Below are 22,298 nucleotides of genomic sequence, written 5' to 3'. Positions count from 1 at the left end.
CTCTTCAAAGGGTCGCCAGATGCTGTTGATAGCGTGCATACGCCGGCTCGTAGGCTTTCACCTGTTCGGCCTGGGGCCAGGTCTGGCTGTCGAGGTCGAGGCTTACGCAGCGTTCACAGAGTTGCGCCAGGCTAAAGGCCGGGTCCGTCTGCCGTCCATGGCACCAGGCCGCCTGGATCGCCGCACCCAGGGCGGCGGCTTCGGCTTCACGGGTGCAGATCACCGGGGTGTGCATGATATCGGCGACCATCTGCCGCCATAGCGGACTTTTCGAGCCGCCGCCGATCAGGCGGATGCTCTGGCTTTGCAAGCCATTGGCCCGCAGCAGGTCGAGGCCGTAGCGCAGGCCGAAGGTGGTGCCCTCCAGCACCGCGCGGCACAGGTTGGCCTGGGTCAGGTTGTCCAGGGTCATGCCCAGCAGGCTGCCACGGGCCTGGGGCAGGGCGGGGACCCGCTCGCCATTGAAGAACGGCAGCAGGCACAAGCCTTCGGCGCCGATTGGCGCCTGGCCCGCCAAGCGGTTGAAGCTGTCCAGGTCCAGCTCCAGCAGTTGGCGCACCAGGGTGGTGGCGTTGGTCAGGTTCATGGTGCAGATCAGCGGCAGCCAGCCACCGCTGGACGAGCAGAAGGACGCCACCGACGCGTGGCTGACCAGCGGCTGCTCGGCATAGGCATACAGGGTGCCGGAAGAGCCCAGGCTCAGGGTGATGATGCCGGGCTCGATATTGCCGGTGCCGATGGCCCCGAGCATGTTGTCGCCACCGCCGCTGGCCACCAGGGCCAGGGGGTTGATGCCCAGGAGCCCGGCCATCTGCGGCAGTATCGGCCCCACCGGCTGCTGGGCCTCGATCAGTTCCGGCAAGGCACGCTCCAGGCGGCCCTCGGGGTCGATGTGGGCCAGCAGGGCCCGGTCCCAGTCACGCCGGCGGACATTGAAGTAACCGGTGCCGGAGGCGTCGCCGTATTCGCTGCAGCAGCGCCCGGTCAGCCAGAAGTTGAGGTAATCGTGGGGCAGCAGGATATGGGCGATGCGCTGGAACAAGGCGGGGTGCTGTTCCCGGGTCCACAGCAGCTTCGACAGGGTGTACCCCGGCGCCAGGGCGATACCCAGTCGCTCCAGGGACCCTTGCTCGCCCCCCAGGTGATCCAGCAGGCGCTGGTTCTCGGCCACGGTTTCGGTGTCGCACCAGAGCTTTGCCGGACGCAGCACCAGGCCTTGGTCATCCAGCAGCACCAGGCCGTGCTGCTGGCCGGAGACCGCAAGGCCAAGAATGTCCCGGCCATCGACCCCGGCCGCCTGCAACGCCTGGTGGGTGGCGCTGATGCAGGCTTGCAGCCATTGCCCGGGGTCTTGCTCGCGTCGGCCGTTGGCGCCGCTGATCAGGCTGTGGGGGGCGGCGCCCAGGCCCAGGACGGCGCCGCTGTGGCTGTCGAGGATCAGGGCCTTGGTGCCCTGGGTGCCACAATCAAGACCCAGGTACAGCGCGGCCGTGCTCATCCTGCGCTCCGCGCTGGACGCGCTGGCTTGGCCAGCAGGCGTTCCAGGGTCCGGCTGACGCCATGCTCGCGCAGGCTGTTGAAGCAGCGCTCAAAGGCGTCGACGAACTCGGCGGACCTGGGGATCGCCGGGCCGAAGATTTCCTCCACTCCCAGCAGGCGCTGGGTCAGCAGGGTGTCGTCCGCCACCAGGGCCTGGCAGAACTCGGCCCGTGGATCGGCAATCGTGTAGCGCACGCCGTTTTCGTCCACGCCCCGCAGGTACAGGGCCCAGGCGGCCACCACCAGGGCCGCCCGCTCGGTATCGCGGCCCTCGGCGATCAGGCGGTTGAGGGTGGGCACGGTGAACTTGGGAAATTTCGACGAGCCGTCGCTGCACACCCGCTCCAGCTGGTCGGCGATGGCCTGGTTGGAAAAGCGCTGGACCAGCGTGTCCTTGTAGGCCGCCAGGTCGATGCCCGGCACCGGCGCCAGTTGCGGGGTCACGTCCAGGTCCATGTAGGCGCGCATGTAGGCGACGAACAGCGGGTCGTTCATGGTTTCGTGGACGAAGCGGTAGCCCTTGAGAAAGCCCAGGTAGGTCAGGGCCAGGTGGCTGCCGTTGAGCAGCTTGATCTTCATCTCTTCGTAGGGCGTGACGTCGTCGGTGAACTGCACGCCCACCTGTTCCCAGGCCGGGCGGCCGTTGACGAACTGGTCTTCCAGGACCCACTGCACAAAGGGCTCGCACACCACCGGCCAGGCATCGTCGATGCCGTGCTGGTCGTGCAGTTGCAGGCGGTGGGCGGTGCTGGTCATGGGGGTGATGCGGTCCACCATGGCATTGGGGAAGCTCACCTGGCTGGCGATCCAGTCGTGCAGGTCGGCGTCGCGCCGGGCGGCAAACGCCAGCAGTGCCTTGCGGGTCACGGCGCCGTTGTGGGGCAGGTTATCGCAGGACATCAGGGTGAAAGCCGCAATGCCCGCGGCGCGACGCTTGGCCAGGGCGGCACAGAGGAAGCCGAACACCGTGCGTGGCTGCTGGGGGTGGGCCAGGTCGTGCTGGATCTGCGGCAGGTGGAGCATGAACTCGCCGCTGCTGTCATCGATGCAGTAACCGCCCTCGGTGATGGTCAGGGAGACGATGCGGATCTCTGGGCTGGCCAGCTTGTCGATCAGCGCCTGGGGGCCGTCTTCGGCCAGCAGCATCTGGCTGATGGAGCCGATCACCCGCACTTCGTGGTCGTCACCGTCCCCCAGTTCGAACAGGGTGTAGAGGCAGTCCTGGCCCGCCAGGTCGTCTCGGGCGCGGCGGTCCTCGGCGCGCAGGCCGACCCCGCAGATGCTCCAGTCCAGGCCCAGGCCCTGGTTCATCAGGGCGTCGGTGTAGTAGGCCTGGTGCGCCCGGTGAAAACCGCCGACGCCGATGTGCACGATGCCCTGGCGGGTGTCGGCGGTACTGTAGGCCGGCACCTGCACCTGGGGCGGGAGCTGGCTGAGGTTGAAGCGATTGAGTTTCATGCAAGGGCTCTCGGTAATCGGGCGGCGGCCATCAGGCGGCGGCGCGCAGGGAACGGGGAACAGCGACGCCTTGGGCATCGAACAGGTGGCAGTGCTCGGGGTCCAGGCGCAGGTGCAGTTGCTCGCCGCAGCGGCTGGCCAGATCACCGCGGATACGCAGGGTCAGGGCCTCGCCGCAGGTGCTGCGCACATGGCAGAAGGTGTCGCTGCCCAGGCGCTCGGCCACGTCGCTGGTGACTGGCAGGCTGCCGGGGCCGGGCTCGCCCAGCTCCAGGTGTTCGGGGCGAATGCCCAGGGTCACCGGGCTACCGACCTTGAGCTGCGGATGGCTTTGGCTCAGGCGCAGGCGCGCTCCGGCCTGCAGTTGCACCTCGCACCCCTGGCCGTCCACCTGGCTGACGCTGCCCTTGAGAAAGCCCATCTTCGGTGTGCCGAGAAAGCCTGCGACAAACAGGTTGGCCGGGCGGTGATAGAGCTCCAGGGGCGAACCCACCTGTTCCACCCGACCGCCGTTGAGCACCACCACCTTGTCCGCCAGGGTCATGGCTTCGACCTGATCGTGGGTCACGTAGATCATGGTGGCCTGCAGCTCCTGGTGCAGGCGTGCCAGCTCCAGGCGCATCTGCACCCGCAGCGCGGCATCGAGGTTGGACAGGGGTTCGTCGAACAGGAAGATCTTCGGGTTGCGCACGATGGCCCGGCCGATGGCCACGCGCTGGCGCTGGCCGCCGGAGAGTTGCTTGGGCTTGCGTTCGAGCATCGGCCCCAGTTCGAGAATGCGCGCCGCCTCGTCGACCTTCTGTTGCACCTGGGCCTTGTCGACCCCGGCCAGGTCCAGGGCGAAGGACATGTTCTTGCGCACGCTCATGTGCGGGTACAGGGCGTAGGTCTGGAACACCATGGCCAGGTCGCGCTTGGCCGGGCTGACTTGGGTGATGTCGCGCCCGTCCAGCTCGATGCTGCCGCTGCTGACCTCCTCCAGCCCGGCGATCAGCCGCAGCAGGGTGGATTTGCCGCAGCCGGAGGGGCCGACGAAGACCACGAATTCCTTGTCGTTCACTTCAAGGTCGATGCCCTTGATGATCTCGAAGCCTTCGAAGCCTTTTTGCAGGTTGCTGATTTTCAGGTGAGCCATGGGATGTCTCCAGAATTCGAGGGTTACTTCACTGCGCCAAAGGACAGGCCGCGCACCAGTTGCTTCTGGCTGATCCAGCCGAAGATCAGGATCGGCGCGCAGGCCAGGGTCGAGACCGCCGAGAGCTTGGCCCAGAACAGCCCTTCGGGGCTGGAGTAGGAGGCGATCAGCGCGGTCAGCGGGGCGGCATTGGAGGAGGTCAGGTTCAGCGACCAGAAGGCTTCGTTCCAGCACAGGATCAGCGACAGCAGCGCGGTGGAGGCCAGGCCGCCCTTGGCGATGGGCATCAGCACCCGGAGCATTTCCTGGGCCAGGGTCGCGCCGTCCAGGCGCGCGGCTTCGAGAATGTCCCGGGGGATGTCCTTGAAGTAGGTGTAAACCATCCACACCACGATCGGCAGGTTGATCAGGGTGTAGATCACGATCAGCGCGATGCGCGTGTCCAGCAGGCCGAAACTCTTGGCCAGCAGGTAGATGGGCATCAGCACCCCCACCGGTGGCAGCATCTTGGTGGAGAGCATCCACAGCAGGGTGCGCTTGGTGTTGCGGGTCTCGTAGAAGGCCATGGAGTAGGCCGCAGGCACCGCGATCAGCAGGCTCAGGGCGGTGGCACTGAAGGAGATCACCACCGAGTTCCAGGCGAAGGCCAGGTAGTTGCTGCGCTCGTTGATGTGCAGGTAGTTCTCCAGTGTGGGGGTGAAGATGAACTGCGGCGGCGTGGCAAAGGCGTCGATCTCGCTCTTGAAGCTGGTCAGCACCATCCAGAAGATCGGGAAGAAGATCAGGATCGCGATGGCCCAGGCCAGGGTGCCCAGTAGCAGGCTTTGCAGGCGTCGGGATTGTTGCAGGGTCATGGCGGGCACCTCAGCTCTGGTCAGTCAGGTTCTTGCCGATCATCCGTACCAGGATGATCGCGGCGATGTTGGCGATGACCACGGCGATCAGGCCGCCGGCGGACGCCATGCCCACGTCGAACTGCACCAGCGCCTGGTTGTAGATCAGGTAGGCCAGGTTGGTCGAGGCGTAGCCCGGGCCGCCGTTGGTGGTGGTGAAGATTTCGGCGAACACCGAAAGCAGGAAGATGGTCTCGATCATCACCACCACGGCGATGGGGCGCGCCAGGTGGGGCAGGGTCAGGTGCCAGAAGATCGCGATGGGGCCGGCACCGTCCAGGCGCGCGGCCTCTTTCTGTTCCTGGTCCAGGGACTGCATGGCGGTCATCAGGATCAGGATGGCGAACGGCAGCCACTGCCAGGAGACGATGATGATGATCGACAGCAGCGGGTAGTGGGCCAGCCAGTCCACTGGCTGGGCGCCGAACAGCTTCCACAGCGCCGCCAGAATCCCCGAGACCGGGTGGAAAATCAGGTTCTTCCAGATCAGCGCGCCCACCGTGGGCATGATGAAGAACGGCGAGATCAGCAGGACCCGGACAATGCCCCGGCCGAGGAACTCGCTGGCCTCCAGCAGGGCACTGATCAGCACCCCGAGCACCACGCTGATCAGCAGCACGCTGCCCACCAGCAACAGGGTGTTGGTGGCCCCGGGCACAAAGCCCGAGTCGCTGAGGAAGTAGCTGAAGTTCTCCAGGCCCACGAACTGGTTTTCACCGGGGTACAGCAGGTTGTAGCGGATCAGCGAGAAGTACAGGGTCATGCCCAGGGGCACGATCATCCACAGCAGCAACAACGCCACCGAGGGGCTGACCAGGAACCAGCCGGGGCTGGCCAGGCGACGCTTGCGGGGGGCCGCCTGCGCTGGCTGATGGAGCTTGGCAGTCGAGGTTTTCATGAGGATCACAACCAGTTGGGTATGAGGGGGCGCGACACTGCGCTGGCATGGCCGGATTGCGCGTAGGCGCTGGCTTGCCAGCGAAGGCGTCCTTGAACACTGCGCAAGACTCAAGGGCCTCTTCGCCGGCCAGCCGGCTCCTACAAGGCGTGCCGGGTTATTTCGGGTAGCCGGCGCGCTTCATTTCCCGCTCGGTGCTCTGCTGCGCGGCTGCCAGGGCCTGGTCCACGGTGGTCTGGCCGATCAGCGCCGCGGAAAACAGCTTGCCGACCTGGGTGCCGATGGCCTGGAACTCGGGAATGGTCACCAGCTGGATGCCGATGTAGGGCACCGGCTTGAGGGTCGGTTTGCTCGGGTCCACGGCCTTCAGTGATTCCAGGGTGATCCGGGCGAACGGCGCGGCGCTCATGTAGGCCTGGCTGTAGGTGGAGGCGCGGGTGCCCGGCGGCACATTGGCGATGCCGTCCTTCTCGGCCACCAGGGCTGCGTATTCCTTGGAGGTGGCCCAGGTGGTGAAGGTCTTCGCGGCGTCCTTGGCCTTGGAGCTGGCGGGGATCGCCAGGGACCAGGAGTACAGCCAGGCGCTGCCCTTGTCGGTGACTTGGTGCGGCGCGTAGGTGAAGCCCACCTGCTCGGCGACCTTGCTCTGGCTCTGGTCGGTGACAAAGGAGCCGGCGACGCTGGCGTCGACCCAGATCGCGCACTTGCCACTGTTGAACAGCGCCAGGTTTTCATTGAAACCGTTGCTCGAGGCCCCGGGCGGGCCGGACTTCTTCATGTTGTCGACATAGAAGCTCAGGGCGTTCTTCCATTCTGGTCCGCTGAACTCGGGCTGCCATTGTTCATCGAACCAGCGTGCGCCGTAGCTGTTGGCCAAGGTGGTGATCAGGGCCATGTTCTCGCCCCAGCCGGCCTTGCCCCGCAGGCACAGGCCGTATTGCTCCTGCTCGGGCTTGTTGAGCTTGGCGGCGAATTCGCCAATCTGCTCCCAGGTCGGCCGCTCCGGCATGCTCAGGCCGGCCGCCTGGAACAGGTCGGTGCGGTAGTAGGTCATGGAGCTTTCGGCATAGAACGGCAGGGCGTAGAGGGTGCCCTTGACCGACAGCCCTTCACGGACCGAAGGGAAGACATCGTCCAGGTCATAGGCGGCGGGCAGGTCCTGCATCGGTTGCAGCCAGCCCTTGGCGCCCCAGAGTGCGGCTTCGTACATGCCGATGGTGAGCACGTCGAACTGGCCGCCCTGGGTGGCGATGTCGGTGGTCAGGCGCTGGCGCAGGACGTTTTCTTCCAGCACCACCCAGTTCAGCTGGATGTCCGGGTGCTGGCTCTCGAAGGTTTTCGACAGCCGTTGCATGCGGATCATGTCGCTGTTGTTGACGGTGGCGATGGTCAGGGTCTGGGCGCCGAAGGTGACGCTGCTGAGGGTCATGCAGGTGCTGAGGAGCAGGGCTTGGGTGCAAGGTTTCATCGGTCACTCCTCTTCTGCGCCAGTGCTGGCGACAGAAGGACGGTTATTGTTGTTATGTCTTCCGCCAGAGAGGAAGAATGTGGGCTGATTACAGCCCTCAAACGCGGCGCTGACAAATCATCCATGACACTGGAGTTGATACTTTTTTGCACTGCTTTGCTGCCGCTGCCAGGGCCCGGGTCTCGATTTGCAGGGCTTGCCCCGGGTTCAAGCCGCTACGGAGCCCGCGAATCCGTATCGGTTTCAAGGTGGGCGGGAGGCGACTTTTAGCCCAAAGCCCACTGGCATTTTTCCGATCACTGCCTAAGATGGCCGTCCTAAACCCCGATCCAGGAAACCCTTGGCCACGATGTCCGAAAAAGACACCATCTCTATGCAACTGGTGCGTGAGGCGCTGCTGCAAAGCTGCGCTCCGGGCGCGGCCACCGATGAAGTGCTGCACAAGGTCGGCATCGATCCGGCGGGCTTGCAGCAGGGCCGGGCACGGGTCCCGGCCAGTGCCTATGCGCGGCTCTGGCGCCTGCTGGCCCGGCGTCTGGATGACGAGTTCTTCGGTATGGACCCGCGCAAGCTCAAGTCCGGCAGCCTGGCCTTTCTCTGCCGCTCGGCCATGGCCCAGCCGACCCTGGCCATGGGGCTGGACTCGGTACTGGGCTTTCTGTCGCTGATGTTCGAGCGCCTGCCGGCGCAACTGGTGCACCAGCAGAGCCTGGCGGAAATCGTCCTGCTGGAGGATGAACACGAGCCGCGGCGGGCCTTTACCTACTTCACTTACTGGATGATCGTCCACGGCGTGGCCTGCTGGCTGGCGGGCCGGCGGATTCCGATCCTGGCCATCGAACTGCGTTGCCCGCAGCCGGATTTCTGCGACGACTACCGGGTGATGTTCTCCGACAACCTGCGCTTTGACCGGCCGCGCACGCGGATGATCATCGCCGCCGACTGCCTGGACCTGCCCATCAAGCGCAGCGAGGCGGAACTCAAGCGCTTTCTGGCCCATGCCCCGGCCAATATCCTGGTGAAATACCGCGATCCCGAAAGCCTGGCCAGCCGCATCAAGCAGCAACTGCGGCAATTGCCGGGTGAGCAGTGGCCGGAGAGTGAAAGCCTGGCCCAGAGCCTGTGCATGTCCGCCTCGACCCTGCGCCGGCGCCTGGCGGAAGAGGGCCAGAGCTACCAGGCCCTCAAGGACAGCGTGCGCAAGGAACTGGCGATTGTCTGGCTGGCAGAGCCGCAACTGAGTTTCGCCGAGATAGCCGGGCGCCTGGGGTTTGCCGATACCAGCTCGTTCTACAAGGCGTTTCGCAAATGGTCCGGCTCCAACCCCGGGCACTATCGCAGCCTGATCCTCAACGACCCGGACCTCTCGTAGGAGCCGGCTTGCCCGGCGAAGAGGCCCGCAAGCCATGCGCCGCTCCGACAGATCCGGCCATCTCGCCGGATCTGTTGGAGCGGGCGCTTGGCCAAACCGGTCACGCAACTTGATAGCTTTGACCATTGTTCCGCGAGGGCTCTGGCGCCAGTATTTCCCCGGTTTTCATGAGGTTCCCATCCTAATAAGAACAGCGAGGGATTCTGGCAATGCGCAACTACCTGTCCGCTATCAAAGAGTTCAACTATCAGCACACCGTCGACGCCGCCCTTGCAGGCTCGCTGTCGGCGCTCAATGCCTGTGTCGAATGTTGTGACCGGCATGCATTGCCTGGTCGTATCGCGCTGTTCTGGGAAGGCCGGGACGGCAGCAGCGCCACCTACACCTTCACTGAATTGCAGGACAAGGCCGCTCGCCTGGCCAATTTCCTCCTGGCCCAGGGGGTCGGCAAGGGCGACAAGGTCGCCGGACTGTTGCCGCGCAATGTCGAACTCTTGATCACGGTGCTTGCCACCTGGCGTATCGGCGCGGTGTACCAGCCGCTGTTCACTGCCTTTGGCCCCAAGGCCATCGAGCATCGCTTGAACAGTTCCCAGGCCAAGGTGGTGGTCACCGATGGGGTCAACCGACCCAAGCTCCTGGAGGTCGCCGATTGCCCCACCGTCGTCACAGTGGGAGGCGCCAAGGGCCAGGGCATCGTGCGCGGCGATTTCAGTTTCTGGGCCGAGCTGGAACAGTACCCGGCCCAGTGCGAACCGGTGCTGCTCAGTGGTGAAGACCCCTTCCTGCTGATGTTCACCTCCGGCACCACCGGCCCGTCCAAGGCCCTGGAAGTGCCGCTCAAGGCCATTGTCGCGTTCCAGGCCTACACCCGCGACGCCGTGGACCTGCGCCCGGAAGACGCCTTCTGGAACGTCGCCGACCCGGGCTGGGCCTATGGCATCTATTTCGGCGTCACCGGGCCCCTGGGCCTGGGCCACCCGATCACTTTCTACGACGGCCCCTTCACCCTGGAAAGCACCTGCCGGGTGATCAACAAGTACGGCATCACCAACCTCACCGGTTCGCCCACGGCCTACCGCCTGCTGATCGCCGGTGGCGACCAGTTCGCCCGGTCGATCAAGGGCCGCCTGCGCATCGTCAGCAGCGCCGGCGAGCCGCTGAACCCGGAAGTGATCCGTTGGTTCGCCGAGCAGCTGGACGTGGTGATCCACGACCACTACGGCCAGACCGAGCTGGGCATGGTGCTGTGCAACCACCACGGCCTGGACCACCCGGTGCATGTCGGCGCCGCCGGCTTTGCCTCGCCGGGCCACCGCATCGTAGTGCTGGACGAAGAGTACCGGGAGCTGGGTGTCGGTCAGCCGGGGATCCTGGCCATCGACCGCAGGCAGTCGCCGATGTGCTGGTTCGCCGGTTACGCCGGGGTGCCGACCAAGGCCTTTGTCGGCGATTACTACCTCAGCGGAGACACCGTCGAGCTGAACCAGGACGGCAGCATCAGCTTTGTCGGCCGCAGCGATGATGTGATCACCACCTCCGGCTATCGGGTGGGCCCTTTCGATGTGGAAAGCGCCCTGATCGAACACCCGGCGGTGGTGGAAGCGGCGGTGGTAGGCAAGCCCGATCCCGAACGCACCGAACTGGTGAAAGCCTTTGTGGTGCTCAGCGAGCAGTACCGCGCCACCCCGGAGTTGGCCGAGGAGTTGCGCCAGCACGTGCGCAAGCGCCTGGCGGCCCATTCCTACCCCCGCGAAATCGAATTTGTCAGCGACTTGCCGAAAACCCCCAGCGGCAAATTGCAGCGCTTTATCTTGCGCAACCAGGAAATCGCCAAGGCTCAAGAGGCCGCGGCGTCAACAGCTACCGCATGAACAGGATTTGAATGATGGACATTGCAAACCAGGTGTTTCTCGTCAGTGGCGGTGCGTCCGGCCTCGGTGCCGCCAGCGCTGAAATGCTCGTCGCCGCCGGCGCCAAAGTGATGCTGGTGGACCTCAACGCCGAGGCCGTGGCGGCCAAGGCCCAGCAACTGGGCTGCCAGAGCGTGGTGGCGGACATCAGCCAGGAAGCGGCGGCCGAAGCGGCGGTGCAGGCCACGGTCAAGGCCTTTGGCAAGCTCAACGGGCTGGTCAACTGCGCCGGTATCGTGCGGGGCGAGAAAATCCTCGGCAAGAATGGCCCCCACGCTTTGGCCAGCTTCAGCCAGGTGATCAACGTCAACCTGATCGGCAGTTTCAACCTGTTGCGCCTGGCCGCGGCGGCCATCGCCGAAAGCACTGCCAATGCCGAGGGCGAGCGCGGGGTGATCATCAACACCGCCTCCATCGCCGCCTTCGACGGGCAGATCGGCCAGGCCGCCTATGCCGCCTCCAAGGGCGCCATCGCCAGCCTGACCCTGCCGGTGGCCCGTGAGCTGGCACGCTTCGGCATCCGGGTGATGACCATCGCTCCGGGGATCTTCGAAACCCCGATGATGGCCGGCATGAGCGAGGAAGTACGGGCCGGTCTGGCCGCGGGCGTGCCGTTTCCGCCGCGCCTGGGCAAACCCGCCGAGTACGCTGCGCTGGTGCGGCATATCATTGAAAACAGCATGCTCAACGGTGAGGTGATCCGTCTCGACGGTGCCTTGCGCATGGCCGCCAAGTAAGGAGGAATTCTCATGTCCATTGCCCACGATCCGATTGTCATTGTCAGCGCCGTCCGCACCCCCATGGGCGGTTTCCAGGGTGAGCTCAAAGGCCTCAGCGCCCCGCAACTGGGGAGCGAGGCCATCCGTGCCGCGGTACAGCGGGCCGGCATCGCGGCTGACGCGGTAGAAGAAGTGCTGTTCGGCTGTGTGCTGTCTGCCGGCCTCGGCCAGGCCCCGGCGCGCCAGGCCGCTCTAGGCGCTGGCCTGGACAAGGGCACCCGCTGCACCACCCTGAACAAGATGTGCGGTTCCGGTATGGAAGCCACCATCCTGGCCCACGACATGCTGCTGGCCGGCAGCGCCGAGGTGGTGATCGCCGGTGGCATGGAAAGCATGTCCAACGCCCCATACCTGCTGGACCGTGCCCGCAGCGGCTACCGCATGGGCCACGGCAAGGTCCTGGATCACATGTTCCTCGATGGCCTGGAAGACGCCTACGACAAGGGCCGCCTGATGGGCACCTTCGCCGAAGACTGTGCCGAGGCCAACGGTTTCACCCGTCAGGCTCAGGATGAATTTGCCGTGGCCTCCCTGACCCGCGCCCAGCAGGCGATCAAGGACGGCCTGTTCAAGGACGAGATCGTTCCCCTGCAGGTAATGATCGGCAAAGAGTCGAAGCTGATCAGCGATGACGAGCAGCCGCCCAAGGCCAAGCTGGACAAGATCGCCACCCTGAAGCCGGCGTTCCGCGACGGTGGAACGGTCACCGCCGCCAACTCCAGTTCGATCTCCGACGGTGCTGCGGCCCTGGTGCTGATGCGTCGTTCCGCAGCCGAGAAACGCGGCCTCAAGCCCTTGGCGGTCATCCATGGCCACTCGGCCTTCGCCGACACTCCGGGGCTGTTCCCGGTGGCTCCCGTGGGCGCCATCGAGCGATTGATGAAAAAGACCGGCTGGTCCTTGCAGGACGTGGACCTGTTCGAGATCAACGAAGCCTTCGCTGTGGTCAGCCTGGTGACCATGAGCAAGCTGGAAATCCCCCACGCCAAGGTCAACGTCCACGGTGGCGCCTGCGCCCTGGGCCACCCCATCGGCGCCTCCGGTGCGCGGATTCTGGTGACTCTGCTGTCGGCACTGCGCCAGAAGGGCCTAAAGCGTGGCGTGGCCGCGATCTGCATCGGCGGTGGTGAAGCCACGGCCATGGCCGTTGAATGCCTGTAACGAGGAATCCCGATGTTGCCCAATGACGAACAACAGCAGATCAGCGACGCGGCCCGGCAATTTGCCCAGGAACGCCTCAAGCCTTTCGCCGCCGAGTGGGATCGCGAGCACCGCTTTCCCAAGGAAGCCATTGCCGAGATGGCCGAGCTGGGTTTCTTCGGCATGCTGGTGCCTGAACAATGGGGCGGTTGCGACACCGGCTACCTGGCCTATGCCATGGCCCTGGAAGAAATCGCCGCCGGTGACGGCGCCTGCTCCACCATCATGAGCGTGCACAACTCGGTGGGCTGTGTGCCGATCCTCAAGTTCGGCAATGACGAGCAGAAAGAGCGTTTCCTCAAGCCCCTGGCCAGCGGCGCCATGCTCGGCGCCTTCGCCTTGACCGAGCCCCAGGCCGGCTCCGATGCCAGCAGCCTGAAGACCCGGGCCCGTCGCGATGGCGATCACTATGTGCTCAACGGCTGCAAGCAATTCATCACCTCGGGGCAGAACGCCGGGGTGGTGATCGTGTTCGCGGTCACCGACCCGGCGGCCGGCAAGCGCGGCATCAGCGCCTTTATCGTGCCCACCGACTCGCCGGGCTATAAGGTCGCGCGCATCGAGGACAAGCTCGGCCAGCACGCCAGCGACACCTGCCAGATCCTTTTCGAGGATGTGAAGGTGCCGCTGGCCAACCGCCTGGGGGAGGAGGGCGAGGGCTACAAGATCGCCCTGGCCAACCTTGAAGGCGGGCGCGTGGGCATTGCCTCGCAGGCGGTGGGCATGGCCCGGGCGGCGTTCGAAGCGGCGCGCGACTACGCCCGTGAGCGCGAGACCTTCGGCAAGCCGATCATCGAGCACCAGGCCGTGGCGTTCCGCCTGGCGGACATGGCTACCCAGATTGCCGTGGCGCGCCAAATGGTGCACTACGCCGCCGCCCTGCGCGACAGCGGCAAGCCGGCCCTGGTGGAAGCCTCGATGGCCAAACTGTTCGCCTCGGAAATGGCCGAGAAGGTCTGTTCGGCGGCGTTGCAAACCCTGGGCGGTTATGGCTACTTGAGCGACTTCCCGCTGGAGCGCATCTACCGCGACGTGCGCATCTGCCAGATCTACGAAGGCACCAGCGACATCCAGCGCATGGTCATTTCGCGCAATCTCTGACTTTTAGCAGGAGCTGATTCATGAGCTACGAAACCATTTTGTTGGACATCAAGGACCGCGTCGGTCTGATCACCCTCAACCGTCCCCAGGCGCTGAACGCCCTCAACGCGCAGATCGTCGGTGAAGTGAACCTGGCCCTGGACCGCCTGGAAGCCGACCCGCAGATCGGCTGCATCGTCATCACCGGCTCGAAGAAAGCCTTCGCCGCCGGTGCCGACATCAAGGAAATGGCCGAACTCACCTACCCGCAGATCTACCTCGACGACCTGTTCAGCGACAGCGACCGCGTGGCCAACCGGCGCAAGCCGATCATCGCCGCGGTCAACGGCTTTGCCCTGGGCGGCGGTTGCGAACTGGCCTTGATGTGCGACTTCATCCTGGCCGGCGACAACGCCAAGTTCGGCCAGCCGGAAATCAACCTTGGCGTATTGCCGGGCATGGGCGGCACCCAGCGCCTGACCCGCGCCGTGGGCAAGGCCAAGGCCATGGAAATGTGCCTGACCGGACGCTTTATCGACGCCGTGGAAGCCGAGCGTTGCGGCATCGTCGCGCGCATCGTCCCAGCGGACGACCTGGTGGAAGAGGCCCTGAAAGTCGCCGCCCTGATTGCCGCAAAATCGATCCCGGTGAGCATGATGATCAAGGAAAGCGTGAACCGCGCCTTCGAAGTCAGCCTGTCCGAAGGCGTGCGCTTCGAACGCCGGGTGTTCCACGCGGCGTTCGCCACCCAGGACCAGAAAGAGGGCATGGCCGCCTTCATCGCCAAGCGTGATCCGCAGTTCAAGGATCAGTAAGCGCACCGCCCCTGGCAGGACGCGGCGTTCATCCAGCGTCCCCGCAGCCTCAACCGCAGCGCCTAGGGGCTGTTCCCGTTTGGCCCAGCAACGCGGCTCGTCACCAAACGGGAACAGACCCTAGCTGCGGTTGATGGAAACTCCCCCCTCAACCAGCATCGCCGTCCCGCTGACGAAACTGGCGGCGTCCGACGCGAGGAACAGCGCCGCACGGGCAATTTCCTCGGGACGGGCGAGGCGCTTGAGGGCATGCAGGTTTTCGACAAAGGCGCGTTTCTCTGGCGTGTCGGTGGCTGCTCGGCCCATTGGCGTGTCGGTGCCTCCGGGCAGTAGCGCGTTGGCGCGAATGCCATGGGGGCCTTCTTCAGCCGCGATGACCTGGGTCAAGCCGATCAGCGCGGCCTTGCTCGCGGCATACGCCGCCATGCCGGGAAAACCGACGTGGTGCCCGACAAAGCTGGAAGTGAAAATGATCGACCCTGCGCCCCGGCTGCGCAGAGCAGGCAACTGGTACTTGGCCCCAAGAAAGGCACTGGTCAAGTTGCAGTCGAGCACGGCCTGCCACTGGCCCAGGGTCAACTCGGAGACGGACCGGGTTTCACCGGTCATTCCGGCGTTGTTGAACGCGATATCCAAGCCACCGAAACGCTCCAGCGCCAGCGCCACAAGACGTTCGGCCAGTGCCTCGCTGCGAATGTCACCGGCAACCCCGAGTGCCTCGCCACCGGCTTGCTGGATCTGGGCGACCAACGCATCCAGGGCGTCGCCCCGACGACCGGTCACTATCAGGCGCGCGCCCTCTTGGGCGAACAGCCGGGCGGCAGCCTGACCGATTCCCGACGTGGCCCCCGTCACAATCGCGACTTTGTCTTGCAGTTGTTTCATGATTGACCTCCTTTGCATGAGCGTTGGGCCAACCCTAGGCCGCGGCGAACGGCGCTGAACTCCGGATCTTGCGTTGAATGTTTTTTTCAACGCACAGCGCTGATCGCCGGCAAATCGATGTTTTTTGCCTCGGCGGCACCTGTGACAATCAGGCGCCCCGAGTCCGAGCGCCTTTCAGAGAACTCCTAGATTTATCGTCCTGGTCCTTTGTTATGGTGCGGCGCCGGCTTTGTTTTGCGCCGCATCAGTGCCATCAAGGAGGACTAGCACGATGAATGACGCCGTTCGGATGAGGACCATTTGCACCGCTGAAGCGATCACCCTGCCAGGCGGTGGCGATGTGCACCTGATCGCGCCGCCCCCCAAGCCCTGCGTGACCATCGTGGTGCACGGCGTCAACGACCTGGCCGGTTGCTACGAGCGCATCGAGCGCGGCCTGTGCGAGGGGCTCAACGAGCGCCTGGACATGGCGCCGACCCTGCCCAATGGCGTGAGCAATCCGGGCTTTCTGCGTCCGGCCGGCTACAGCTTGCCCGAGGACGATGAGGGCAAGGCCAGCAACCCTGACGCTGTGTACTACCGGCGCAAATTCGCCGCCGCGGCCAACGGCACCGACGCCCGCAGCGTGGTTATTCCGTTCTACTGGGGCTTTCGCGAGGAAGAGAAGCACATCATCAAGGATGCGCCCCACGGCGAGTGGATGGATCGCAACAGAAACCGCCTGGACAAGGCGGGCACCCTGGAGGGTGGGCACTTCGTCAATGCCACCACCAACCTGCCGGACATGTGGGGCAAGGGCTTCAACGGCAAGCTGTTTGGCTTCATCTCCCTGAATCTGCTTGCCGGCGAGCTGACTCACCCATTGTTCTCCGCGCCTGGACGCCGCTACATGGTGCTGGCGGCGATGCGCCTGGCGATGCTGATCAGGATCATCCGCAAGCGCTACCCCAACGACACGGTGAATGTGGTGGGCCACAGCCAAGGCACGCTCATCACGTTATTGGCCCATGCCTTTCTCAATGAAGACAAGGTGCGGCCGGCCGACGGCGTGGTGATGATCAACTCGCCCTACAGCCTGCGCGAACCCAACATGGAGAAGCTTCAGGGCTTCGGCGTGCAGCAGACGGCCGAGGCCCGCCTGGCGACCCTTGACGCCATCCTGCAGTTCATTACCGCAGCGCCCAATCCGTACCCGGCCTTGACGAGTATTGCCCTCAAGAACTGCCAGGGTTATGGCGCTATTGGCGGGCCTGGCTGGAGCGGTGGCAGCGCCTGCGAAACCACGATTGACGCCAAGCGCATTGCCTTCAACGAGCGCGACAACCGAGGCAGTGTCTACCTGTATTTCACCCCACAGGACCAGACCGTTGGCCTGGCCAACGTCCAGGGAATCGGCTGGCAGGGTGTTGACGAGCAGCTGTATGGCAAGCCATTGCGCCGGACCTTGCCGCTGAGTTTCCACCAGCGAATCTTTACCCTGCGCAAGCGCGGTGGCGAAAAGGAACTGATCGGTTTGCACACGCCGCCCCATGCCTACCCATTGCTGCTTCAGGGGGAGGACACCTGGGAAGACACCGGTCTGCCTTGCCTGCAGCGGATGTCCGTGGCCCGCGCCTCCCTTGAGCAAGGGAAGTCGGTGATGCTGACCGCACCGTTATTGCCAGTGCCCGTTGAAACCAACTTTGACGCCGATGGCACAGTGGTCATGCCGGGAGCGGACTCCAACAGCGGTGTCTATCAGATCAAGGACAAACTGGCGCCCATCGACGCCGCGATTGCGATCAGCAATAAAGCCTGGACCCCCGAAAGCACCCGGCACAGCCGGCTGGAGGCGATCGACGAGGCCGTCGCCTTCAAGCACGGACGCGACATTGGCAGCGTTCAAAAGGCCCTCAACGAAGGCAAGGAGATATCTGAAACCACCCACGTGTTTGCCGCCCGAGCGACCGATGACGGCAAGGTGCTGGTGACGCGTTCGGAAACTCCCTACGAGGCACGCATGCGCCTGCAAAGTGGCGGCAAGGACAAGGAGCACGAAGAAGCGCTGTCTTTCCACTCGGCCATTCCAAACAACCCTGAACATAGCCGGCGAGTGCTGGCGTATGACGTGGCGATAGGGGCGGGGGAGAGCGTGGATGATGTGACGTTTTATGCGTATTTGTGTCGGGTGGCGGATTGGCGGTTGGATTGGGAGAGAACACGAGCTAGTGCCAACTCTCAGTTTGAGACAGAACAGGACCTTCCAGATGAAGCGGTATCGGAATTCTTTCTTCAAGAAGACGCTAGTAGCCGCGAATTGATTAACTCCACAGTAACGTACCGTAAGAGTGGTGCATTGCCGACGGCTGTCGGAGATGACATGCCTTCCTTGGTAGCAGCACAGTCTCTAAAGGAGCAAAGAGCGGGACACTCCGTTCGTTTTGGGGGAAGTGCCTGATGCGTCGAGAGCTTAAATTTTGGTTTTTCACTGCTGTGTTGCTGACCTGCCACTTGGTTCAGGCAGCCGAAACTTCACTGACATCGACTCGTTGTTTTGCCAGTGCGGCCACGTCTGTGACTACTTATACCTCGTCCAGGAAGGACTCAATCATGACCGTTGAACCTCGTTACCGTGCCCCCACTACGTCGCCTCGTTTGGAAACCCTGGATGTACTCAGCATTGGCATAAGTCTGGATGTGTTCAGGCAGGGGCAGATTTGGAACGAGTTGCAGGAAAAAAACTTAAAACAAGAGGAAGCACTACATGTAGGGAGCATCCTACCTATGGATCCGAAGAAGTATCCAATAACCGCCGATGATAAGGATATGGCATATGAAAAACGGGAAACGGATGCACTGGAGCTGGGATTAAGGGATTTTTTAGAGAAGTGGCCGATTCCCACTATTACTGTGGTTTCAGGTTGGAGTCCTAAAACTCCGAACCTTCGTTTTACACCTGAAAGAACCCGGGGCAGCTTATCTGTCATGGTTAATGACATGCGAACTCCTGCGGGACTTCATTGGCATCGCATTCGTAACCTGCAGGATGGCATCATCTGTAATGACACTCCTGAAACTTTGCTGGAAAACCTGTTCCAACTGTTCGAGCGTAACCCTGACCTTCCTGCTGTATTGGTCTACACCAATGAAGGCTTCAGCATGTCCTATGCGCTTTCTGCCAAAAAAGCCCCATTGATCGGTGGACCAGGGCCACGTAAGCCAGGTGAACTCACCGATTCAATGGTCGCCCTGGTCGTCGGTCGCCCCGAACGTGTCGAATGGCTGCGCTATTACGCCCCCTTCACCAAGGTCAACCAGAACAAGATCGATCCTGAATTCAGCGGTTGGGGCTGGCGTAAACCGGCGGTGGAGTTCCAACCTTCGGAGTTCATCCCGCAGCCCTGGACCGAGCGCGCTTTTGAACAATGGGACGCCTTGCCAGTGCTGGCCAGGATTCATCGCCCGGTCACGGTTTCCCTGCAGCGCCCGGACAACGGCGAGCGCCTCAAGCGCGAAGCCTTGACCACTCAACTGGCCGCTGGCTGGAAAAAAGCCACTGATGCCGTTACGCCCGCACCGGCCCGGGTGTTCTACGACGGCGGCCTGAACAGCACGCCACTGGCCGAGCTGCTTCCTGCTCTGACGGCTGCCCACAGCTCTCTGGACCTGCTCGACTCCCGCGAGGGTTACGACCTGACCCTGCGCCTGGGCGATACCGGCGCCGCCTCGCCGTTCGTGGGTATCGCGTTGGCGACCATGGCCAGTTACCAGAATGCCGACACCAGTGTGGTCATGCCTCTGCGCCGCAAGGATCAAGCGACCCTTATCACCATCACCTCGCCGACACCTGGGCAAAAGCCCGTTGGCAACAAATTTGGCATCAACCTGATGCCCCAAACCGCCAGCAGCGATGACGGTGCCTCGGTAAAACCTGCAACGGCTGCTCCTGCCACATCGCGGATGCCGGTTGTGGAAGAGGATTACACGCTGGAAGAGTTTCTGGCTGAGCTGAGGCCCAAGGACAACTGGATGGATGATCTCTAGCGCTGGCTGATCAAGCTGCGCTGAAGACCCGGGTCAAAGGGAGAGGGCTGTTTCGATGCACCGCATATTGTTGTTTATTGGCTGCCTGTCGTTACTCAGTCACTGGGTTCAAGCCGCTGAGCAGCCTCTGAACTATGGACGTTGCTTTGCCAGTTCGGCCCCGCCCGTGACGGCCTGTACCTCAGCCAGAAAGGCTTCCGCCATGACCGTTGAACCTCGCTTGTTGTAGAAAGCCGCTTGCGAAGGGGCAGGCTTGTGTAGGCGCTGGCTTGCCAGCGAAGGCGTCCAGCAGGGCGACGCCACGCTCAAGGGCCTCTTCGCCGGTAAGCCGGCTCCGGGGGAGCAGCCATAAAAAATCGCAGCCTGGGCTGCGATTTTTTTGTGGGCGGCGTTAGCGCCTAGAGCTGATAGTGCTTGAGCTCGCGGGCAATCAGCAGGCGCTGGATCTCGCTGGAACCTTCGTAGATCTGGGTGATCCGCGCATCGCGGTAGTAGCGCTCCACCGGATAGTCCTCCAGATACCCGTAGCCGCCATGGATCTGCATCGCCGAGGAGCAGACCTTCTCGGCCATTTCCGAAGCGAACAGCTTGGCCTGGGAGGCTTCGGACAGGCACGGCTGGCCGGCGCTGCGCAGGCGCGCGGCATGCAGGATCAGCAAGCGTGCGGCATTGAGTCGGGTGTGCATGTCGGCCAGCAGGTTGGCGATGCTCTGGTGTTCGATGATCGGTTTGTCGAACTGCACCCGTTCCCGGGCGTAGGCCAGGGCCGCTTCAAAAGCCGCACGGGCGATGCCCAGGGCCTGGGCGGCGATGCCGATGCGGCCGCCTTCGAGGTTGGACAGGGCAATGGCCAGGCCCTTGCCCCGTTCGCCCAGCAGGTTGGCTTCGGGGATCGTGCATTGGTTGAGGGTCACGGCGCAGGTGTCGGAGGCGCGAATACCCATCTTGTGTTCGGTGCGGTCGACGATGAACCCCGGGGTGTCGGTGGGCACCAGGAACGCCGAGAGGCCTTTCTTGCCCAGTTCCGGGTCGGTCACTGCAAAGACGATGGCCAGTTGGGCGCGCTTGCCGTTGCTGACGAACTGCTTGGCGCCGTTGATCACCCACTGGCCATCGCGTAGTTCGGCGCGGGTGCGCAGGTTGTGGGCTTCGGAACCGGCCTGGGGCTCGGTCAGGCAAAAGCAGCCGATGGCTTCGCCGCTGGCCAGGCGCGGTAGCCATTGCTGTTTCTGTTCCTGGCTGCCGTAGTTGAGGATCGGCCCGCAGCCCACCGAGTTGTGGATGCTCATCAGCGCGCCGGTTGCGCCATCGCCGGCGGAGATTTCCTCCACCGCCAGGGCATAGGCCACGTAGTCCAGGTAGCTGCCGCCCCATTCTTCGGGAACCACCATGCCCAACAGGCCCAGTTCGCCCATCTTGCGCACCAGGGCGTCGTCGATCCAGCCGGCTTTTTCCCAGGCCTGGGCATGGGGCGCGATCTCGCCCCGGGCAAAATCCCGGGCCATGTCGCGGATCATCACTTGTTCTTCGGTCAATTCGATGTCGTGCATGAGTTCAGCTCCCGCTGCCGTCGAAACCGCTGAAGAAACTCGCTACCCGTTCGGCCTCAAGGGCTGCCAGGGTCGGCGGATTCCAGCGGGGGGTCTTGTCTTTGTCGATGATCAGGGCGCGTACGCCTTCCATCAGGTCACCCCGTTCGAACCATTGACGGTCCAGGTGCAGCTCCAGGGCGAAGCACTGTTCCAGGCTCAAGTGGCGGCCGTGGCGCAGCATCTGCAAGGTCACGGCCATGGCCAGGGGCGAGCGGATTTCCAGCAAGTCGGCGGTGGTCTTGGCCCACTCGTGGCTGTCGGCAATCGTCACGCTGCGCAATTGCTCGACGATGCTGGCCATGTCCGGCAGGGCGAAGAAGTGGTCGATGGCCGGGCGCAAGGCTTGCAGTGGCGCATCGGGCAAGGTCTGTACCGCCAGCTTGGCCAGCAGGCCCTGCAGGTCCTTGAGCGGTGAGTCGCTCCAGTGCAGGCGATCCAGGCGCTGGTCCAGCAGGCTCAGCTTGTCGCTTTCCAGGTGCCAGTCCGCGAGGCCGCAGTACAGGGCATCGGCGGCGCGGATCTGCACGCCGCTGACCCCAAGGTAGATGCCCAGTTCGCCGGGAATCCGTGAGAGGAAGTAGCTGCCGCCCACATCCGGGAAGTAACCGATGGCCACTTCCGGCATCGCCAGGCGGCTGCGCTCGGTGACCACTCGCAGGTCGGCGCCTTGCACCAGGCCCATGCCGCCGCCGAGGACAAAGCCGTCCATCAGGGCCAGCACTGGCTTGCGGTAATGGTGGATGGTCAGGTCCAGGGCGTACTCCTCGACGAAGAAATCCTCGTGCAGGGTATCGCCGCTCTGATAGCTGTCGTACAGCGAGCGGATGTCGCCGCCGGCGCAGAAAGCCTTTTCACCGGCGCCGCGCAGCACCACCGCGTGAATCAGCGGGTCCTGGGCCCAGGTGTCCAGTTGTTGCTGCAAGGTACGCACCATCGACAGGGTGATGGCATTGAGACCGGCGGGGCGGTTGAGGGTCAGGTGACCGATGTGGTTGCGCACCTCGACCAGTACTTCGCCGGGGGTGGCGTCGAGGTCCTGTGTCGCCTGGGATGAAACCTGAGCAGTCATCACTAACTCCCTGCTTTTATTGTTTTTTATATGAGGCTCGCGCGCGAGCATCGACGGATCGTAACAGTGCAATTTTGCCCAGTACAACCCCGAAAACTGCAGGTTGACTGTGCATTTTTGCATGTTGAAAAAGCCGCCCTCAATCTTGCGCCAGCGCTCTGGCCCGCAGCGTCGGTGCC

17 protein-coding genes are annotated in these 22,298 nt (G+C 63.7%); 8 read left to right on the top strand and 9 right to left on the bottom strand.

What is annotated here, in order from left to right; genetic code table 11:
- Nucleotides 1–4 precede the first annotated feature (4 nt).
- The 6 genes from xylB to KHO49_RS29855 form a co-directional block, all read right to left on the bottom strand.
- Nucleotides 5–1,498 carry a xylulokinase gene (gene xylB, locus KHO49_RS29880; RefSeq protein ID WP_213666401.1) on the bottom strand — a complete coding sequence of 498 codons (1,494 nt, stop codon included), beginning with the start codon at nt 1,496–1,498 and terminating at the stop codon, nt 5–7.
- A complete protein-coding gene (locus tag KHO49_RS29875) occupies nt 1,495–2,997 on the bottom strand; it encodes a mannitol dehydrogenase family protein (RefSeq protein WP_213666400.1) in 1,503 nt (500 codons plus the stop codon). Before KHO49_RS29875 ends, xylB begins: the two co-directional genes overlap by 4 nt.
- A gap of 31 nt (nt 2,998–3,028) precedes the next feature.
- Nucleotides 3,029–4,132 carry an ABC transporter ATP-binding protein gene (locus KHO49_RS29870; RefSeq protein WP_102863551.1) on the bottom strand — a complete coding sequence of 368 codons (1,104 nt, stop codon included), beginning with the start codon at nt 4,130–4,132 and terminating at the stop codon, nt 3,029–3,031.
- Nucleotides 4,133–4,155: 23 nt separating this feature from the next.
- On the bottom strand, nt 4,156–4,986 hold the full coding sequence (locus KHO49_RS29865) for a carbohydrate ABC transporter permease (RefSeq protein ID WP_123390765.1): 831 nt from the start codon (nt 4,984–4,986) through the stop codon (nt 4,156–4,158).
- 10 nt (nt 4,987–4,996) lie between these two features.
- A complete protein-coding gene (locus KHO49_RS29860) occupies nt 4,997–5,923 on the bottom strand; it encodes a carbohydrate ABC transporter permease (RefSeq protein WP_213666399.1) in 927 nt (308 codons plus the stop codon).
- 157 nt (nt 5,924–6,080) lie between these two features.
- Complete coding sequence (locus KHO49_RS29855; RefSeq protein WP_249735932.1) at nt 6,081–7,352, bottom strand: ABC transporter substrate-binding protein; 1,272 nt, start codon at nt 7,350–7,352, stop codon at nt 6,081–6,083.
- A 388-nt stretch (nt 7,353–7,740) separates the two neighbouring features.
- Here KHO49_RS29855 and KHO49_RS29850 point away from each other — a divergent pair, with 388 nt between their 5' ends.
- The 6 genes from KHO49_RS29850 (at nt 7,741) to KHO49_RS29825 (ending at nt 14,550) form a co-directional block, all read left to right on the top strand.
- A complete protein-coding gene (locus KHO49_RS29850) occupies nt 7,741–8,763 on the top strand; it encodes an AraC family transcriptional regulator (RefSeq protein ID WP_102863555.1) in 1,023 nt (340 codons plus the stop codon).
- Between the two features lie 209 nt (nt 8,764–8,972).
- Nucleotides 8,973–10,637 carry an AMP-binding protein gene (locus KHO49_RS29845; protein WP_102879294.1) on the top strand — a complete coding sequence of 555 codons (1,665 nt, stop codon included), beginning with the start codon at nt 8,973–8,975 and terminating at the stop codon, nt 10,635–10,637.
- 14 nt (nt 10,638–10,651) lie between these two features.
- Nucleotides 10,652–11,413 carry an SDR family NAD(P)-dependent oxidoreductase gene (locus KHO49_RS29840; protein ID WP_123390772.1) on the top strand — a complete coding sequence of 254 codons (762 nt, stop codon included), beginning with the start codon at nt 10,652–10,654 and terminating at the stop codon, nt 11,411–11,413.
- Between the two features lie 12 nt (nt 11,414–11,425).
- Nucleotides 11,426–12,616, top strand: coding sequence for an acetyl-CoA C-acyltransferase (locus KHO49_RS29835; RefSeq protein ID WP_213666398.1), 1,191 nt, complete (start codon nt 11,426–11,428; stop codon nt 12,614–12,616).
- Nucleotides 12,617–12,628: 12 nt separating this feature from the next.
- Nucleotides 12,629–13,756 carry an acyl-CoA dehydrogenase gene (locus KHO49_RS29830; protein WP_213666397.1) on the top strand — a complete coding sequence of 376 codons (1,128 nt, stop codon included), beginning with the start codon at nt 12,629–12,631 and terminating at the stop codon, nt 13,754–13,756.
- A 20-nt stretch (nt 13,757–13,776) separates the two neighbouring features.
- Complete coding sequence (locus tag KHO49_RS29825; RefSeq protein WP_102879298.1) at nt 13,777–14,550, top strand: enoyl-CoA hydratase; 774 nt, start codon at nt 13,777–13,779, stop codon at nt 14,548–14,550.
- A gap of 120 nt (nt 14,551–14,670) precedes the next feature.
- Here the strand turns inward: KHO49_RS29825 and KHO49_RS29820 are convergent, their stop codons facing one another.
- Nucleotides 14,671–15,435: an SDR family oxidoreductase gene (locus KHO49_RS29820; RefSeq protein ID WP_102879299.1), complete on the bottom strand. Its 765-nt coding sequence runs from the start codon at nt 15,433–15,435 to the stop codon at nt 14,671–14,673.
- Between the two features lie 271 nt (nt 15,436–15,706).
- On the opposite strand from KHO49_RS29820, the gene KHO49_RS29815 reads away from it, so the two are divergent.
- Nucleotides 15,707–17,872 (top strand): T6SS effector phospholipase Tle3 domain-containing protein, encoded by a 2,166-nt coding sequence (locus tag KHO49_RS29815; RefSeq protein ID WP_213666396.1) that lies wholly within the window; start codon nt 15,707–15,709, stop codon nt 17,870–17,872.
- Nucleotides 17,872–19,458: a type VI lipase adapter Tla3 domain-containing protein gene (locus tag KHO49_RS29810; RefSeq protein WP_102879301.1), complete on the top strand. Its 1,587-nt coding sequence runs from the start codon at nt 17,872–17,874 to the stop codon at nt 19,456–19,458. The genes KHO49_RS29815 and KHO49_RS29810 overlap by 1 nt, the downstream gene beginning before the upstream one ends.
- A gap of 398 nt (nt 19,459–19,856) precedes the next feature.
- Here the strand turns inward: KHO49_RS29810 and KHO49_RS29805 are convergent, their stop codons facing one another.
- Both KHO49_RS29805 and KHO49_RS29800 read right to left on the bottom strand, forming a co-directional pair.
- Nucleotides 19,857–21,008: an acyl-CoA dehydrogenase family protein gene (locus KHO49_RS29805; protein WP_102879302.1), complete on the bottom strand. Its 1,152-nt coding sequence runs from the start codon at nt 21,006–21,008 to the stop codon at nt 19,857–19,859.
- 4 nt (nt 21,009–21,012) lie between these two features.
- Nucleotides 21,013–22,119: an enoyl-CoA hydratase/isomerase family protein gene (locus KHO49_RS29800; RefSeq protein WP_213666395.1), complete on the bottom strand. Its 1,107-nt coding sequence runs from the start codon at nt 22,117–22,119 to the stop codon at nt 21,013–21,015.
- Nucleotides 22,120–22,298 lie beyond the last annotated feature (179 nt).

The sequence above is a fragment of the Pseudomonas sp. RC4D1 genome, from assembly GCF_018390395.1.
Taxonomy (GTDB): domain Bacteria; phylum Pseudomonadota; class Gammaproteobacteria; order Pseudomonadales; family Pseudomonadaceae; genus Aquipseudomonas; species Aquipseudomonas danubii.
The sequence above is the reverse complement of the archived record's forward strand: the minus strand, read 5'-3'. Positions and strand labels throughout refer to the sequence as shown.